Below are 16,343 nucleotides of genomic sequence, written 5' to 3'. Positions count from 1 at the left end.
GCCAGGAGAACACTAAATGAAAAGACTGCTGACGAAGTGCGCGCTGATCGGCGCGACACTGCTTGCGGTGCTGGGCGCTCCGGTGCACGCGGACGATAATTTCCCTCTCGACCGCGCGCCCGATAACGCGGAAAATTTCGCTTCTTTGCAGCATGGCGCGCAATTGTTTGTAAACTACTGCCTGAATTGCCATAGCGCGAATCTGATGCGCTACAACCGGCTGACCGATCTGGGCATTACGCCGGCCGAAATTCAGGCGAATCTGCTGTTTTCCACCGACAAGGTCGGCAACACGATGACCGTGGCCATGCGCCCGGACGACGCGAAAGCGTGGTTCGGCGCGAGCCCGCCGGATCTGTCGGTGGAGGCGCGGGCACGTGGCAAAGACTGGCTGTACACGTATCTGCGCAGTTTTTATCGCGACGATACGCGGCCGACAGGCTGGAACAATCTGGTGTATGAAAACGTGAGCATGCCTCACGTGCTGTGGCAGCTTCAGGGGCAACGTACAGCGAAATTCGGTGACGAAACCGACGAAAAAACCGGCGAGACCGTGCACAAGTTCGTCGGCTACCAGCAGGTCACTCCGGGGACGATGTCGCCGGTAGATTATGATTCTGCTGTGGCCGACCTCGTGTCGTACCTGTCGTGGATGTCCGAACCAACGCAGAAGACCCGCAAGCAGCTTGGCGTGTGGGTGCTGATGTTCCTCGGTATCCTGAGCTTTTTCGCCTGGCGACTGAACGCCGCGTACTGGAAACATATCAAATAATCACGCCGTTCATCCGGCGTGGGGCCGGCGCCAGGAGAAACCTGCTGAACGGTTTTTCCGCGCGCTGGCCTTTCAGCTTTTTGAGGAAACGTAAATCATGATGGTTCTGTATTCCGGCACAACTTGCCCGTTCTCCCAGCGCTGCCGGCTGGTGTTGTTCGAAAAGGGCATGGACTTCGAGATCCGCGACGTCGACCTGTTTAACAAGCCGGAAGACATCGCCGTGATGAATCCGTACGGTCAGGTGCCGATTCTCGTCGAACGGGACCTGATTCTGTACGAGTCGAACATCATCAACGAATATATCGACGAGCGCTTCCCGCACCCGCAGCTGATGCCGGCCGATCCGGTGCAGCGCGCCCGCGCTCGCCTGTTCCTGCTCAACTTCGAGAAAGAATTGTTCGTTCACGTCGGCACGCTGGAAAACGAAAAGGGCAAGGCCGCGGAGAAGAATCACGAGAAGGCGCGTCTGGCCATCCGCGACCGGCTGACGCAGCTCGCGCCGATCTTCCTGAAGAACAAATACATGCTGGGCGAGGAGTTTTCGATGCTCGACGTTGCGATCGCGCCGCTCCTGTGGCGTCTCGATCACTACGGCATCGAGTTGTCCAAGAACGCCGCGCCGCTGATGAAGTACGCGGAGCGCATTTTCAGCCGCCCGGCGTATATCGAAGCGCTGACACCGTCGGAAAAGGTGATGCGTCGTTGAGATTGGCCTGGGTTTGACTCACGGCAAGGGCGCCGCGCGCCTGAATTTGCGCGGGCCCGCGCCCGGCTAGAGGACTGTTGATGCAAGAGATTTCCACCAAGCCTTACCTGCTGCGCGCGTTGTACGAGTGGTGTACGGATAATGGCTATACGCCCCACATCGCAGTCCGGGTCGACAACCAGACGCGCGTGCCGCGTCAGTTTGTCCGTGACAACGAAATCGTGTTGAACATCAGCTTCGAGGCCACGAGCCAGCTGCAAATGGGCAACGAGTGGATCGAGTTCAGCGCGCGTTTCTCCGGCAAGTCGCACAAGATCGAGGTGCCGATCAGCAATATTCTCGCAATCTATGCGCGTGAGAACGGGCAGGGGATGGCGTTCCCGGTCGAGTCGGCAGGCGGCGAGGCGCAGGATTCGGGCGCCGATGCCGAGTTTGCGGACGAAAGCGACACCCCGGCTGCTCCGCGTGCCGTCGAGCCGTCTTCGGCGGAAAGCGTGACGGCGAAAGACGATCGCTCCCCGGATGACACCCAACCCGATGACGATGGAACAAAAGCTGGCGGAAGGGCTCGCCTTAAGATCGTGAAATGAAGTAGAATCACGGCCTCATGCCGGCTTAGCTCATCAGGTAGAGCGCTTGACTTGTAATCATGAGGTGGCGGGTTCGAGTCCTGCAGCCGGCACCAGTAGTACGAAACGGGGTTTCTGTTCAGTCAGAAACCCCGTTTTTTATTGGAAGTTTTTGATCTGCTATCCGCGACTTCGGAAAATTGTTAATTAACCGACTCGCTGGTCGCTGAAAGCATGCACTTGACGGTGCCTAAGGTTAAGAGCGTGGAAAGGCAAGTTAGACATGCGATTAATATGGGCGCGTTTAAAAAGAATAAGGGCTGCGGGCGCAATCGCACCCGCAGCCGGCAATGCAGTGATTCGGCGTTGTATTGGTTTGAATGCCGCACCGTGGCTGGTCTCTCAGGTTCTTTTGACGGTTTTAATCCCGATTGTTGGGATGCACTATAACGCTGCTTAATCCGCGTGTCCATTATAAGCCGCGAATCGCAGCCGAATGGGCGTTGGTCGTTTCATTATTAAGCGCCGGCATTGTATGCATACTGCATAAATCGAGTCATTAATCTGCGTGTTCGAAAAAACACGGTTTGCGTTATTTCCAACTTTAAAGAGCGCTGATCGCTATGCCTGCGCACTGGTGTAACCTGGATGGTGAGACGCGGGGCCGCCCAAAATTGCCAGATCTCTTTCACCTTGTCTATTTTGGACTTTTTTGTCTGCATCGTCAGTTCTAACGGTTGCGTCACCGGCGACGAGTCGAATTGCGCACCGCGAGACAGGCACGCGGGGTACCATGCGGGCGTCAGTCGGTGACGACTCCCGGACCCCGGCGCCTGGCGCAGTACCGGCGTCAAGCTCGTCCCTGTGCCGATCGATCGCTTCATCCCCGCCACACCCTTCCCACCCGAACATGAACAGCCCCGCATCGATCACCTGGCCCGAGGCCGACGGTCCCCGTAGCGCACGTTGGCGCTCCGAAGCTTCTGTGCCTCCACCCAGACGCGTTATCGTCGCCGACGATCGGACTACCGCCGACTCCGCCTACCGGCTGGCAAGCGAAGGCACGGCGCTGCTCTGGAACGGCGACTTCCAGAACGCACGCCAGTTGCTGCAAGCAGTCACACGACGGCTGGAGCGCAAGCCGCGCAAGCAGGGCGACTCACCGCTCGACGCTTTCAATCTGCACAGGCAGGCGCAGTCGCAGCGCGCGCGCACGCTCGGCATGATTCTGGTGCCGCTCGACGCCGAATACGCCATTCCACTGCGACGCGCGCCGGACGTGCGGCAGGCGTGCATCGAAACATACGGGCCGCCGACTGGCGAGCCGTCCGTGGTGTCGCTGCGCGAAGTGCTAGGTTTGATCGGCGCGCACGAATGGCGCAAGAAGGGTGTCGAGATTCCCGCGCTGGGCGAACGTATCCATCCGTTCTACGGCGTGTTTTCGCCGGTGCGCGGTGAATACGTGGACCTCGTCGCGCGCGCGCCGCTGCCGTCGCTGAACAAGGCGTTCGACGTCGGCACGGGTACGGGCGTGCTGTCCGCGTTACTGGCGAAGCGCGGCGTGAAGGAAATCATCGCGACCGATCAGGACCCGCGCGCGCTGGCCTGCGCTCGTGAGAACATCACCCGGCTGGGTTACGGTCAGCAGGTCGACGTCATCGAGGCGAATCTTTTTCCGGAGGGACGCGCGCCGCTCGTGGTCTGCAATCCGCCGTGGCTGCCGGCACGGCCGGCGTCACCGATCGAATATGCGATCTTCGATCCGGAAAGCCGGATGCTGCTGGGTTTTCTGGACGGTCTCGCCGGGCATCTTTCGCCTGGCGGCGAGGGCTGGCTGATCATGTCGGATTTCGCCGAGCATTTGGGCTTGCGTACGCGTGGTTGGTTGCTGGAGGCGATCGAGAAAGCCGGACTGACGGTCGTGGGTCGGGACGACATTCGCCCGCGGCATCCCAAATCGACCGATGAAACCGATGCGCTGCACGCCGCACGATCCGCCGAAATGACGACGTTGTGGAGAGTCAAGGCCCGCTAGTCAGCGCGTGCAGCGGCGCAGTGCGGCGTGACCTGTTCCGGGTCAGACCGCCGCGCCTCGCGCGGCGAGATAGGCGAGCGCCCCGCGTCCCGCCGCTAGCCCGCTGGCGAAACACGCGGTAAGCAGGTAGCCGCCGGTTGGCGCTTCCCAGTCGAGCATCTCGCCAGCGCAAAAAACGCCCGGCAAGTGCCTGACCATCAGCTGCGAATTCAGCGCTTCGAATGAAACGCCGCCAGCGGTGCTGATTGCTTCCTCGATCGGGCGAGCACGCGTCAGGCGCACCGGCAATCCCTTGATGGCGTGCGCGAGACCATGCGCATCGGCGAACGTTTCCTTCGACAGAACCTCGTGCAGCAGAGCCAGTTTGACGCCACTTATGCCGATCCGGCCTTGCAGGTGCGTCGACATTGAGCGCGAGCCGCGCGGACGTGTGACCTCGGCGACGACACGCTCCAACGCCAGGCCTGGCGCCAGATCGAGCGTGATGGTCACCTCGCCGTCGGCAAGAATGCGCTCGCGAATCGCCGCTGACAACGCATAAATCAGGCTCCCTTCAAGGCCCGTTTCCGTCAAAAGTATTTCACCTTGTCGATTGTGGACATTTTTGTCTACATCGGTGAGGGAAATGGCGACCGGCTTGATCGGCTGGCCTGCGAAGCGTGCCTGCAGATAAGGGCTCCAGTCTGCATCGAAGCCGCAGTTCGCCGGCCGCAAAGGCTCGACCGGGATGCCGCGAGCTTGCCACAGCGGGACCCAGGAAGCGTCCGAGCCGAGCCGTGGCCAGCTTGCGCCGCCGAGCGCGAAAACGACGGCGTTGCAAGCCACGATCCGTTCTCCGTCAGGTGCCGCGAAGCGCAGCGTGAGCGCGTTTTCAACATCATCGTCGGCCCAGCCGGTCCATTTGTGACGCATATGAAACTGCACGCCCGCTTCTCGCAGCCGGTGCAGCCACGCACGAAGCATCGGTGCCGCTTTCATGTCGGTCGGGAAAACGCGTCCCGAGCTACCAATGAACGTTGCCACGCCCGAGTCAGTCAGCCATGCCCGCAACGCGTCGGGACCGAACGTTTCGAGCAGCGGCGCAATGAGGTCGCGATGCTTGCCGTAGCGGTCGAGGAAGGGCTCGAGCGGCTCCGAGTGCGTGATATTCATGCCGCCTTTGCCCGCCATCAGAAACTTGCGGCCGACGGACGGCATCGCGTCATAGACGTCGACCTGGACGCCTTGGCGCGACAGCGCCTCGGCGGCCATCAAACCGGCAGGGCCGCCGCCAATTACGGCAACGCGGGCGGATTCGAACGAGGATGACATGCGGACCTGCGGGTAGCAGAAATGGCAGCACGCGCGGTGACATGGGACGAACCGGCGAGCACGAAGGGCGCCATTTTCACATTACGCGCCGTGCGGGGCAAACGGAAGCAAAACGGCGCAAAGGCGGTTTATCGCTCGACGAGCGCGCCGCACCGCCGGCGAGATAGACGCAGTCGCCCGATTGCAGCGGATCTCGCGCTTAAACGGGTCGTTGCGCTACTGGCGCAAGAACGGCAAGCGTCGCGTCATAAGCACCTCTCACGCGAGCCGAAGCAATCACACTCGCGCCCGAGACGGCAAGCGAAAAGGTCAGCCGTACGAGCGACGACATCCGTCGCCCGCGCGGCGTGCTGCCAGGCAGGCGGCCTCAGCCCGGGTAAGCTTCGTCCACTTTGAGGCCGGCCAGCTTGAAGATGACCCGCAGCGTTTGCGGTTTGATGTCGCGCCGGGATGCGAGTGTCGTCATCACGAAGTCGAGTACTTTCGCGTACTTGAGCATGGTCAGACAGGTTTCCATGTCGACGCTGCCGTCACGCATTGCCTCGGCGAGACGCAACATTTCTGTCGAGATGTCGCGGGCCATTTCCAATTCGATCTGCTGCTTTTCCGACCACGCGGGTGTGGCGGTCAGCTTCGCCAGCATTTCCTGAAATTTCTGTTCAACATTTCCGTTGGGTACGGTGTTCATCGCAGCCTCTTCTATTTTCCGAGCGCACGTCCGTTATGATCGCGGCGCGCTGCTGGTTACGTAACGTTCGGTCCGTGTTCCCGGACCGGCCTCCCCACATGCTTTCGGTTCGCGTGATCCAAGCTGCGGCCGGCAGTCTGTTGTTATGGACGCGACTCCTTTGCCATCGGCCCCGGCCGTCGCGCTTCTACTGTGATGCCGTTTCCACGGAACTTCGCGTACCGCTCATCGAGCATGAAGTGTTCCAGGTTTTCGGCATTTCTTGCAGGTGTGGCGCGCACTTTCTGTGAGCGAGTCGCACTTTGGGTAAACTGACAGCAACTTTTCCTTTCTTCCGTCACCTGTCGCACGTTCGCGTTGCAAACTTGGGTGGCTCTGTACGATGGCCAGCAAAACTCACGATATCCGCCCTAATCAGTCTGTCGAATTGCTCAAGGAACTGCATATCCTGACGCGCGACGGCAAGATGAACCAGGACAGCCGCCGTAAGCTCAAGCAGGTGTACCACCTCTTCCAGTTCATCGAGCCTTTATTGAAGGATCTCAAAGACACGCAGGGCAGCGTGACGCTGGTCGATCACGGCGCCGGCAAGTCATATTTAGGTTTTATCCTGTATGACCTGTTCTTCAAGGAGTTTCAGGATGCCGCGGGTGGTGTTTCGCACATATATGGCATTGAAACCCGCGAAGAACTGGTCGCGCGCTCCGAAGAGCTCGCCGAACGGCTCGGTTTCAAGGGAATGTCGTTCCTGAATCTGTCGGTGGCGGAATCCATCACGTCAGACCGCCTGCCGGCCGAAATCGACATTGTCACGGCGCTGCACGCGTGCAATACGGCAACAGACGACGCACTTCGCTTCGCGCTGCAAAGGCGCGCGAAATATATCGTGGTCGTACCGTGCTGCCAGGCGGAGGTGGCGGGCGTACTGCGTCAGAACAAGAGCAAATCGCTCGGCAACGCACTCACAGAAATCTGGCGGCATCCACTCCACACTCGCGAATTCGGCAGTCAGATTACGAACGTGCTGCGCTGTCTGCAGCTCGAGGCGCACGGCTATCAGGTCAGCGTGACTGAGTTGGTGGGCTGGGAACATTCGATGAAAAACGAGTTGATCATTGCCCAGTTCAAGGATCTGCCGCGCCGGCGGCCGGCCGAACGGCTCAATGAGGTCATGACCACGCTCGGCATCGAGGAACTGAAAGAGCGGTTTTTCGTTCCAGCCTAAGTGAGCGTCCACGAGTGGGCTGTGCGCCTGCCATGAACACGCGCCGGCGCGTCTAGCGCTTCATCAGCTCGTTCCACCCGGCAAGGCCGATGCGGCGCAAGGTTTCCTGATTGCGTTCGTAAATGGCCTCGGCGTCCGGAAATGCGTCGACGGCGCGCTCGATACTGTCCTCACGCAGCAAATGCAGGATCGGATACGGCGCGCGATTCGTGTAGTTCTCGATATCGTCCGGCTCGCTATCTTCGAATTGATAAAGCGGATGAAAGCTCGCCACCTGGATTTCGCCTTCCAGCCGGAGCTGCTTAAGCATTCTGTCAGCGAAAAACAGGCAGTCGTTGTAGTCGAGAAAGTCGGGGAGCGCTCGAGGCAGGATCAGAAGCGTCGTATCTATCTCGTCAGCGCTGGCCGCCTTGAGCGTTTGAAGTTCGGCTTCGAGGTCGGTCAGCACGCCTTCCATGTCGGTGGCGTCGCTCACTGCGTAGCGGATCTGCTCCTTCACGTAGACCGCCTTCGCAAACGGACACAAGTTCAGACCGATGACCGCGTGCGTCAGCCAGTGACGGGTCAAGGCAATCACAGCATCGTGAGAATCAGGCGAAGACATGGCGGACGGCGGCAATGAAAGGAAAGCGCCATTTTAAGGCCGACGAACCGTTGCAGCGTTAGACCGCGAACTAGCCGGGCTACTGCGGAAACGCCTTCGCCACGAAATTCAACCTACGTTTGCCGGAGCGCAAGCGGCGGCGATCAGGCGCGCAGCGATTTTCGGCGCGGCCAGGATCGGGCCGCAACCCGGCCCGTAAGTCTGACTGGCCGCGTACACGCCTTCAATCAGCAAACCGAGCGCATCGGCCAGGGCCGCCGGGTCGTCTGCACCGGCCGCAGTTGCCAGCTCGTTCAGCCGTGCGAGCAGCCGCGCCTTGTTGTCAGACACGAATTGCCGCACGGGATGATCGATCTCCGGAAACTCGCAGGCCACGTTGACGAACGGGCAGCCGCGATAATCGTCCACCGACGCGCGCATCGCCAGATCATCGAAACATTGCTGAAGCTGTTTCGCGGGCTCGCCGGGATGCTTCGCAAAGCTTCGCTCGACGTAGCCAAAAAAGCTTTCATCCTTGCGCTTCAGATAGGCGAGAACCAGATCGTCTTTCGACGAAAATTGACGATACAAGCTCATCTTGTTCACGCCGGCCCGCTCGACGACAGCGTCGACTCCTACCGCGCGTACGCCTTCCCGATAAAACAGGTGTTCCGCGGCTGTGAGCAGATGCTGCTGCGCCTGAGCGCCGGACGTCGGCGCGATGCGTGGTCGGCGCACGCTCGCTGGCCTTGAGGTTTCGTGGTTCGACATACGCGACCGCCTTGACTGAATTTGACACCTTGACATGTTACAGAGCGGTCACTACCATCGCAACACTATTGTGACTGACCTGTCACAAGTCCCTTAATGAAGTCGTATCAATGCGAGCCGCCTGCGGGACAGGCGCCGATTGGAGAACCAATGAACTGGGCTGCGAGACTGATTGGCGGACGTTTCCACTACGGCTGGTTGACCGTTGCAGTGGTGTTTCTGGTGCTGCTCGCCGCGGCCGGCACGCGCGCTACGCCGAGCGTGATGATGGTGCCGCTGGAACACCAGTTCGGCTGGAGCCGCGCCACGATCTCGCTCGCCATTTCTGTCAACATCGCGCTTTACGGGTTGATGGGGCCGTTCGCAGCGGCGGCCATGCAGCGCTTCGGCGTGCGTCCGACGTTGCTGGCCGCGCTTGCCACGATGGCGGCGGGCGTCGCTTTGTCTTCGCTGATGACGCACCCCTGGCAAATGGTGCTGATCTGGGGCGTGATGGTGGGCGGCTCCACGGGCGTCGCGGCCTTGTCGCTGTCGGCAACCGTCGTCACGCGCTGGTTCACGACGCGTCGCGGCCTCGTCATGGGGCTGCTTACCGCGAGTTCCGCGACCGGCCAACTCGTGTTCCTGCCGATGCTTGCCGCCATCGCCGAGCACCACGGGTGGCGTCAGGTCGTATGGGTGGTGGCCGTCGCGGCAGCAATCGTGTTGCCGCTCGTGGCGTTTCTCCTGCCGGAACGCCCGGCCGACATTGAACTGCGCCCCTATGGCGAGCCGGCCGATTCGCCGATCGCCACCACCGTCACGAAGCAGAATCCGCTTGCCATTGCGTTCGGCACGCTCGCCATGGCGAGTAAGACGCGCGATTTCTGGCTGTTGTTTTTCAGCTTCTTCATTTGCGGTGCAAGCACGAATGGGTATATCGGCACTCACCTGATCGCGATGTGCGGCGACTACGGGATGACCGAAGTGCAAGGCGCGTCGCTGCTCGCCGCGATGGGCGTCTTCGATCTGTTCGGCACGACGTTGTCGGGCTGGCTCTCGGACCGGTTCAATAGCCGCGTGTTGCTGTTCTGGTACTACGGGCTGCGCGGGCTTTCGTTGATGTATCTGCCGCACGCGTTTGGCATCGACTTCTTCGGATTGCCGCTTTTCGCCGTGTTCTACGGGCTCGACTGGATCGCAACCGTGCCGCCCACCGTGCGTCTTGCAACCGACGTCTACGGCAAGGAATCGGCGCCCGTCGTGTTCGGCTGGGTTGTGGCCGGCCATCAGCTCGGCGCAGCTTTCGCAGCACTCGGCGCCGGCATGCTGCGCGCGAGCCTCGGCACATACACGGTGGCATCGATGATCTCGGGCGGCCTGTGCATCGTCGCTGCTTTTATCGTGCTGCGAATCAACCGGCCGGCCAAAGTGCCCGAACCTCAGACAGTGTGAATGCGCGCTAGGCGAAGCGTGTGGGCATGACATGGCCACGAGCGCTGCAACAGGCGGACGGCCCCGAACGGGGCCGTTTTCTTTTGCATGCGCAGCGAAAACGAACTGCTCGTTTGTTGGAGCATGCGCGACCAAGCCCGGTTATGCTATGTGGCCCGGGCCGCTGCCCGCCGTTCATGAATTCCGACCGAGAGAAGAGAGCATGTTCAACAAACCCGCCCCTACCGAAGTTGCCATTCACGAGTTGATTGCCGGCCGCTGGAGCCCGCGCGCGTATTCGAGCGAGCCGATCAGCCGCAACCAGCTGCACGCCGTACTCGAAGCGGCACGGTGGGCGCCGTCTTCGTACAACGTCCAGCCGTGGCGTTTTCTCGTGTTCGACCGCAGCGTCGACGAAGTGTCGTTCAAGCAGGCATTCGCCACGTTGGTGCCGTTCAATCAGGGCTGGAATGCGCCGGCGCCGGTGCTGATCGCGGTGACCGCCCACACGCTGAATACGAAGGGCGAAGTCAACCGCACCGCTCAGTACGACGCGGGCGCCGCGGCGATGTCGCTGGTTCTGCAGGCGCATGCGCTCGGGCTTGCCGCGCACCAGATGAGCGGCTTTGACCCCAATGCGTTCCGCGCCGCATTCAAGCTGCCTGACGACGTCGAGGTCATCGCGATCATTTCGCTCGGCCACTATGGCGACATCGACAAACTGGATCCGGTGTTGCGCGAGCGCGAAAAGTCGGTGCGCCAGCGTTTGCCGCTCGCTGATATCGCCTACGCCGGCGGGTGGAAAAAGGCGTTCTGAATTTCTGCTTGAGCGACAGAAGTGACAACGCGCGGCGTCGAGCCGCGCGTTTTTTATTGCACGCCGCTGGCCGCGCTTGCGGTGTTTCCGGCGCTCGCGCGGTTCGTGTCAGGCGCGTCCCCGGCGACGCTGGAAAGCGGTGCAGCGACGGATTCCAGCGATTTGCGCTCGGCATCCACGCCCCAGATCGCCGCGATGACGGCTGCGCCCAACATGAGCGCCGAGCCGACCAGATAGCCGACGAACACTTCGCCACGTTGATGCGAGTCGATCAGGCGCCCAAAAAAAGCCGGGCCGACGATGCCGCCGAGCGCCGTGCCAAACGCATAGAACACCGCGATGGCCAGCGCGCGGATTTCGAGCGGGAACGACTCGCTGACGGTCAGATACGCTGAACTCGCCGCCGCTGACGCAAAGAAGAAAATCACCATCCACGCGATTGTCTGCGTAACGACGGTGAGCATCTGCTGCTCGAACAGGTAGCCGCTGATGGTCAGCAGAAGCGCCGACATCCCATACGTCGCGGCAATCATCTTGCGCCGTCCGATGACGTCGAACAGACGGCCGAGAAGTAGCGGCCCAAGAAAATTTCCCAGCGCGAACGGCAGCAGATACCAGCCGATATGGTCGCCCGGCACGTGATAGAAGTCGGTCAACACCAGCGCGTAGGTGAAAAAAATCGCGTTGTAGAAGAACGCCTGAGCGGTCATCAGCGACAGACCGACCAGCGCGCGGCGGCGATGAACGTTAAACAGCGTGTCGAACACCTCGCGCAGAGGCGTGTGATCGCGGGCACGCAGGCGTAGCGGTTTCAGCTCATCGTCTGCGAGCACGTGGCCTTCTTTGCGAAAGCGTGCTTCGATCCCTTCGACGATCGTGCGGGCTTCTTGCGCGTCGCCGTGTGTGAGCAGCCAGCGCGGGCTTTCCGGCACCCAGATGCGCATCGGCAAAATGGCCAGCGCCAGCACCGCGCCGATAAAAAAGCATGCACGCCAGCCCCAGTCGGCCGGCAGGAGGCCCGGATCCAGCAACACTAGCGAGCCGGCCGCGCCCAGACCCGCGCCGATCCAGAACGTACCGTTTATGCCAAGATCGGTCCAGCCCCGCACTCTTGCCGGGGTGAATTCCTGAATCGTCGAGTTGATCGCGGTGTATTCGCCGCCTATGCCTGCGCCTGTCAGAAAACGGAACAGCAGAAACGTGGTCAGATTCCACGACAGCGCGGTGGCCGCCGTCGCCGCCAGATAAAGCGCAAGCGTGATGAAAAACAGCTTGCGGCGCCCCAGGCGGTCGGTGAGCCACCCGAAGCCGAGTGCACCGATCACTGCGCCGGCAATGTACGCGCTCCCGGCGAGTCCCACATCGGCGTTGGTAAAGCGCAACGCCGGGCTCGATTTCAACGCGCTGGCTACCGCGCCTGCCAGCGTCACCTCTAGGCCATCGAGTAACCACGTCACACCCAAGGCCACGATGATCAGCGAGTGGAAGCGGCCCCACGGCAGGCGATCGAGGCGTGAAGGCAGGTCGGTTTCGACCACGCCGGCGTTTTTATCGTGTGCTGCGGCGGTGGGCGGCGCGCTCATTGCTTCAACTCTCCTGAAGATGGTTCATTGGCGGCGTATCCTGTCGAAAAGAGCAAGTTTTGTTCCGTTGTGCCGGGCTTTTGCGTGGTTGCGGGCACCGCAAAAGCCTCAGTTGATGCTGGTCGGACTTTCGTGATACAAAGCCGCTCCCCTTTCTGTCCGCGCCAGCCGTGAGCGGCGATTCCTGCCATGAACTATTGCGCGATCGACTTCGGTACTTCCAATTCGGCTGTCGCCGTGCCCAACCACGACGGCGCGCTGAAACTCGCGCCGGTCGAAGGCGCGTACACCACGCTGCCCACATCCGTTTTCTTCAACACCGACGAGAACACCCGCGAGTTCGGGCGCGCGGCGCTGGCCGCGTACATCGACGGCTATGATGGACGCCTGATGCGCTCCATGAAGAGCATTCTCGGATCGCCGCTTGCCGAGAATTCCACCGACCTCGGTAACGGCTCGGCCATCAAGTACACCGAAGTCATCGCCATCTTCATCGACCATCTGAAGCGCTCAGCCGAGAAAAGCGCAGGGGGCGCGATCAGCCGCGCGGTGCTGGGCCGCCCGGTCTTTTTCGTCGACGACGATCCGCGTGCCGATCGCATGGCGCAACAGCAACTCGAGGCGGCGGCGCGCTCGGTGGGGCTCAGAGACATTCACTTCCAGTACGAGCCGATCGCCGCCGCGTTCGACTACGAATCGCATCTGACGGAAGAAGGGCTTGTACTGGTGGCCGATATTGGCGGCGGTACATCGGACTTTTCGCTGGTGCGCGTCGGGCCGGATCGAATGAAGCGCGTCGAGCGCAAGGATGACGTGCTCGCGCATCATGGCGTACACGTCGCGGGCACGGATTTCGACCGCCGCGTCGAATTGACGACGGTGCTGCGCGAACTCGGCTATCAGGCGCTCGATCCCGAAGGTCGCGAAATCCCGAACCGCGTCTATTTCGATCTGGCGACTTGGCATCTGATCAATACCGTCTACGCGCCCAAGCGCGTCAGCGAACTCGCGCTCATGCGGCATCTGTTCACCGAGACCAAGCATCACGACCGGTTGATGCGCGTCGTGAACCGGCGCCTGGGGCACGCCCTGGCAGCGCATGCGGAAGAGGCGAAAATCGGCGTCGCGGCGGGCGGCGAGACCGTGATCGATCTCGACGAAGTGGAAGATGACCTGCGACTCGCATTCGACGAAACGCAGTTGATCAAAGCCGGCCATGAAGAAACGCTGCGAATCGTGCAGGCGGCGCGTGATACGGTGCAGGCCGCCGGCGTTGCGCCGCGCGATGTGAACGCGATTTACTTCACCGGTGGCTCGACCGGATTGGCGTTTTTATCCGGCGCATTGGCGGCAGCCTTTCCCGATGCGAAAGCGGTATTTGGCGACCGTCTCGCGAGCGTTGCAACCGGCTTGGGTATTCACGCGCGGCGGGTGTTTGGATAACCGCCGATTACCAGTCGCATACTGCGAAGATAATCACCGTCTGCAGTTGTGGTAATAATAAAAAACCCCGCCGAGGCGGGGTTTTTTTGCGTCCAGAAGGAAGCCTGCCTGCTTACACCGGCTTGATGTTAGCAGCTTGCTTGCCCTTCGGGCCCGTCTTGACTTCAAACGTGACCTTTTGGTTTTCTTGCAGCGTCTTGAAGCCTTCCGTGCGGATTTCCGAGAAATGCGCGAACAGATCTTCGCCGCCGCCGTCCGGCGTGATGAAGCCAAAGCCCTTAGCGTCATTGAACCACTTGACGGTACCGGTTTCCATATTACTTGTTCCTAAAGATGGTGAATAAGGCCGAAGCCCAGAGGGTGCATGAAAATCAAGGAAGGGGGTAATGGGACCAACCGGAGTACCGTTGATGGGCGAACTACGAAAGACCAATTCACTCGCCGCTTGAAATCCTGCCCGAACGTTATACGGCGATTTCGGGAGAAGGTCAACCATCCGGCGCCATCTTTACGATCTTTTTGCGAGCAGGCGTAAAAATTGCTTACAAAGCTTGCGGCCCGTCCTAATTTATCTGAAATTCTTACTAGGGAGAACCCTAACTTTCGCTGCATCGACAGGGTGCAACCGTTAAACTACGCGCCGCGCGCCGGTTGCACCTGCTCAAGTCAGGAACGTCGCGATCGTGAACGTCACCTGTCTTACTGCCGCAAAGCGTAGGCGGTGCCGACATGATTCAGCTGTAATTTTGCATAGGCACGGACCCGGCGTCAGGCGCCGACAGGCCTACAAGGAGAAGACGTGAATAGTTCTATACAACGGAACATCGGGCCGGTCGCGCTGATGCTGACGGGCTTGGGTTCGATCATCGGATCGGGCTGGCTGTTCGGCGCCTGGAAGGCCGCAAAGATTGCCGGTCCTGCAGCGATATGTGCATGGGTGATCGGCGCGGTCGTGATTCTCGCGATTGCACTGACCTATGCCGAACTTGGCGCGATGTTCCCGGAGTCCGGCGGTATGGTCCGATACGCGCGCTATTCGCACGGCGCATTGGTCGGCTTCATCAGCGCATGGGCCAACTGGATCGCAATTGTCTCGGTGATTCCAATCGAAGCGGAAGCGTCCATTCAATATATGAGCACGTGGCCTTACCCTTGGGCGCATGCGCTATTCGTCGACGGATCATTAACCAGTACTGGGTTATTGTTGTCGGCGGCATTGGTGATCGTTTATTTCATGCTGAATTACTGGGGCGTAAAACTGTTCGCGCGTGCCAATTCTGCTATTACGGTCTTCAAGTTTGTGATTCCGGGCGCAACCATTCTTGGCCTGATGCTGACCGGCTTCCATAAAGAAAACTTCGGTGAAGTCAGCACGTTTGCGCCGTACGGCTGGTCAGCGGTGCTGACTGCGGTCGCAACGAGCGGCATCGTGTTTGCGTTCAACGGTTTCCAAAGCCCGATCAACCTGGCCGGTGAAGCGCGCAATCCTGCAAAGAGCGTACCGTTCGCGGTGATCGGCTCGATTCTGCTCGCGCTGGTGATTTACGTACTGCTGCAGATCGCCTACATCGGCGCGGTGAGCCCGGGCGACGTGATGAAGGGCTGGAGCCACTTCAACTTCGCTTCACCGTTCGCGGAGCTGGCGATCGCGCTGAATCTGAACTGGCTCGCCATCCTGCTTTATGTGGACGCATTCGTCAGCCCGAGCGGCACTGGCACGACCTACATGGCGACCACGAGCCGCATGATCTACGCAATGGAGCGCAACAACACGATGCCGAAGATGTTCGGCAACGTGCACCCGTTCTACGGCGTGCCGCGGCAAGCGATGTGGTTCAACCTGCTCGTGTCGTTCATTTTCATGTTCTTTTTCCGTGGCTGGAGCTCGCTCGCGGCGGTGATCTCGGTTGCGACGGTGATCTCGTACCTGACTGGCCCGATCAGCCTGATGGCGCTGCGCCGCGCGGCGACGGATCTCGAGCGCCCGCTGCATATCGCCGGTATGAATATCATCGCGCCGTTTGCGTTCGTCTGCGCGTCGCTAATCCTGTACTGGGCGAAGTGGCCGCTCACGGGCGAAATCATTCTGCTGATGGTCGTTGCGCTGCCGGTCTACTTTTACTTCCAGGCGAAGTCGGGTTTCGCCGGCTGGGGACGCGATCTGAAGGCCGCCTGGTGGCTGGTCGCGTATCTGCCGGTCATGGCGGTTCTGTCGGTCATCGGCAGCAAGCAGTTTGGTGGCCGCGACATCATTCCGTACGGCTGGGACATGCTCGTCGTGATCGCGTTCTCGCTGGCGTTCTACTACTGGGGCGTTCACAGCGGTTACCGCTCGGACTATCTGGACGAGCGCGCCGAACACGACGAAGTGCTCGAAGGGATCAACGCCCATTAAGTTTTCGCGCTTGAATCTGCTGCCGGATT

At 60.6% G+C, this 16,343-nt stretch carries 15 protein-coding genes and 1 tRNA gene; 10 read left to right on the top strand and 6 right to left on the bottom strand.

Going from position 1 to position 16,343, the window contains the following annotated elements:
* Nucleotides 1–16: 16 nt before the first annotated feature.
* The 5 genes from AAGS40_RS13380 to AAGS40_RS13360 all read left to right on the top strand — a co-directional run bounded on the left by AAGS40_RS13380 (nucleotide 17) and on the right by AAGS40_RS13360 (nucleotide 4,085).
* Nucleotides 17–772 (top strand): cytochrome c1, encoded by a 756-nt coding sequence (locus AAGS40_RS13380; protein WP_345811934.1) that lies wholly within the window; start codon nucleotides 17–19, stop codon nucleotides 770–772.
* 97 nt (nucleotides 773–869) lie between these two features.
* A complete protein-coding gene (locus AAGS40_RS13375) occupies nucleotides 870–1,481 on the top strand; it encodes a glutathione S-transferase N-terminal domain-containing protein (protein ID WP_006052302.1) in 612 nt (203 codons plus the stop codon).
* Nucleotides 1,482–1,561: 80 nt separating this feature from the next.
* A complete protein-coding gene (locus tag AAGS40_RS13370) occupies nucleotides 1,562–2,071 on the top strand; it encodes a ClpXP protease specificity-enhancing factor (RefSeq protein ID WP_345811933.1) in 510 nt (169 codons plus the stop codon).
* 19 nt (nucleotides 2,072–2,090) lie between these two features.
* Nucleotides 2,091–2,166: transfer RNA gene (locus AAGS40_RS13365), tRNA-Thr, on the top strand.
* A 794-nt stretch (nucleotides 2,167–2,960) separates the two neighbouring features.
* Nucleotides 2,961–4,085: a class I SAM-dependent methyltransferase gene (locus AAGS40_RS13360; protein WP_345811932.1), complete on the top strand. Its 1,125-nt coding sequence runs from the start codon at nucleotides 2,961–2,963 to the stop codon at nucleotides 4,083–4,085.
* A 42-nt stretch (nucleotides 4,086–4,127) separates the two neighbouring features.
* Here the strand turns inward: AAGS40_RS13360 and AAGS40_RS13355 are convergent, their stop codons facing one another.
* Together AAGS40_RS13355 and AAGS40_RS13350 are read right to left on the bottom strand one after the other, a co-directional pair.
* Complete coding sequence (locus AAGS40_RS13355; RefSeq protein ID WP_345811931.1) at nucleotides 4,128–5,396, bottom strand: TIGR03862 family flavoprotein; 1,269 nt, start codon at nucleotides 5,394–5,396, stop codon at nucleotides 4,128–4,130.
* 367 nt (nucleotides 5,397–5,763) lie between these two features.
* Entirely contained in the window at nucleotides 5,764–6,084 is a 321-nt protein-coding gene (locus AAGS40_RS13350; RefSeq protein WP_345811930.1) for a DNA-binding protein, read from the bottom strand.
* Between the two features lie 382 nt (nucleotides 6,085–6,466).
* Here AAGS40_RS13350 and AAGS40_RS13345 point away from each other — a divergent pair, with 382 nt between their 5' ends.
* On the top strand, nucleotides 6,467–7,309 hold the full coding sequence (locus AAGS40_RS13345; protein ID WP_345811929.1) for an SAM-dependent methyltransferase: 843 nt from the start codon (nucleotides 6,467–6,469) through the stop codon (nucleotides 7,307–7,309).
* A gap of 52 nt (nucleotides 7,310–7,361) precedes the next feature.
* Here AAGS40_RS13345 and AAGS40_RS13340 read toward each other — a convergent pair whose 3' ends face one another.
* Both AAGS40_RS13340 and AAGS40_RS13335 read right to left on the bottom strand, forming a co-directional pair.
* Nucleotides 7,362–7,913, bottom strand: coding sequence for a DUF1415 domain-containing protein (locus AAGS40_RS13340; RefSeq protein ID WP_345811928.1), 552 nt, complete (start codon nucleotides 7,911–7,913; stop codon nucleotides 7,362–7,364).
* A 108-nt stretch (nucleotides 7,914–8,021) separates the two neighbouring features.
* A complete protein-coding gene (locus tag AAGS40_RS13335) occupies nucleotides 8,022–8,663 on the bottom strand; it encodes a TetR/AcrR family transcriptional regulator (protein ID WP_345811926.1) in 642 nt (213 codons plus the stop codon).
* Between the two features lie 150 nt (nucleotides 8,664–8,813).
* Here AAGS40_RS13335 and AAGS40_RS13330 point away from each other — a divergent pair, with 150 nt between their 5' ends.
* Together AAGS40_RS13330 and AAGS40_RS13325 are read left to right on the top strand one after the other, a co-directional pair.
* On the top strand, nucleotides 8,814–10,097 hold the full coding sequence (locus AAGS40_RS13330; RefSeq protein WP_345811924.1) for an MFS transporter: 1,284 nt from the start codon (nucleotides 8,814–8,816) through the stop codon (nucleotides 10,095–10,097).
* Between the two features lie 202 nt (nucleotides 10,098–10,299).
* Nucleotides 10,300–10,893, top strand: a complete 594-nt coding sequence (locus AAGS40_RS13325; RefSeq protein WP_345811922.1) for a nitroreductase family protein — start codon at nucleotides 10,300–10,302, stop codon at nucleotides 10,891–10,893.
* A gap of 53 nt (nucleotides 10,894–10,946) precedes the next feature.
* Here the strand turns inward: AAGS40_RS13325 and AAGS40_RS13320 are convergent, their stop codons facing one another.
* Nucleotides 10,947–12,476: an MFS transporter gene (locus AAGS40_RS13320; protein WP_345811920.1), complete on the bottom strand. Its 1,530-nt coding sequence runs from the start codon at nucleotides 12,474–12,476 to the stop codon at nucleotides 10,947–10,949.
* Nucleotides 12,477–12,665: 189 nt separating this feature from the next.
* On the opposite strand from AAGS40_RS13320, the gene AAGS40_RS13315 reads away from it, so the two are divergent.
* Nucleotides 12,666–13,919, top strand: a complete 1,254-nt coding sequence (locus tag AAGS40_RS13315; RefSeq protein ID WP_345811918.1) for an Hsp70 family protein — start codon at nucleotides 12,666–12,668, stop codon at nucleotides 13,917–13,919.
* 112 nt (nucleotides 13,920–14,031) lie between these two features.
* Here AAGS40_RS13315 and AAGS40_RS13310 read toward each other — a convergent pair whose 3' ends face one another.
* Nucleotides 14,032–14,235 carry a cold-shock protein gene (locus AAGS40_RS13310; RefSeq protein WP_007180251.1) on the bottom strand — a complete coding sequence of 68 codons (204 nt, stop codon included), beginning with the start codon at nucleotides 14,233–14,235 and terminating at the stop codon, nucleotides 14,032–14,034.
* A 483-nt stretch (nucleotides 14,236–14,718) separates the two neighbouring features.
* On the opposite strand from AAGS40_RS13310, the gene AAGS40_RS13305 reads away from it, so the two are divergent.
* The gene (locus tag AAGS40_RS13305) at nucleotides 14,719–16,314 is read left to right on the top strand and encodes an APC family permease (RefSeq protein ID WP_345811915.1); all 1,596 of its coding nucleotides are present in this window, start codon (nucleotides 14,719–14,721) and stop codon (nucleotides 16,312–16,314) included.
* Nucleotides 16,315–16,343: the final 29 nt, after the last annotated feature.

Origin of the sequence: Paraburkholderia sp. PREW-6R, assembly GCF_039621805.1 — a bacterium.
Lineage (GTDB): Bacteria > Pseudomonadota > Gammaproteobacteria > Burkholderiales > Burkholderiaceae > Paraburkholderia.
This window is presented reverse-complemented; position numbering and strand designations above follow the sequence as displayed.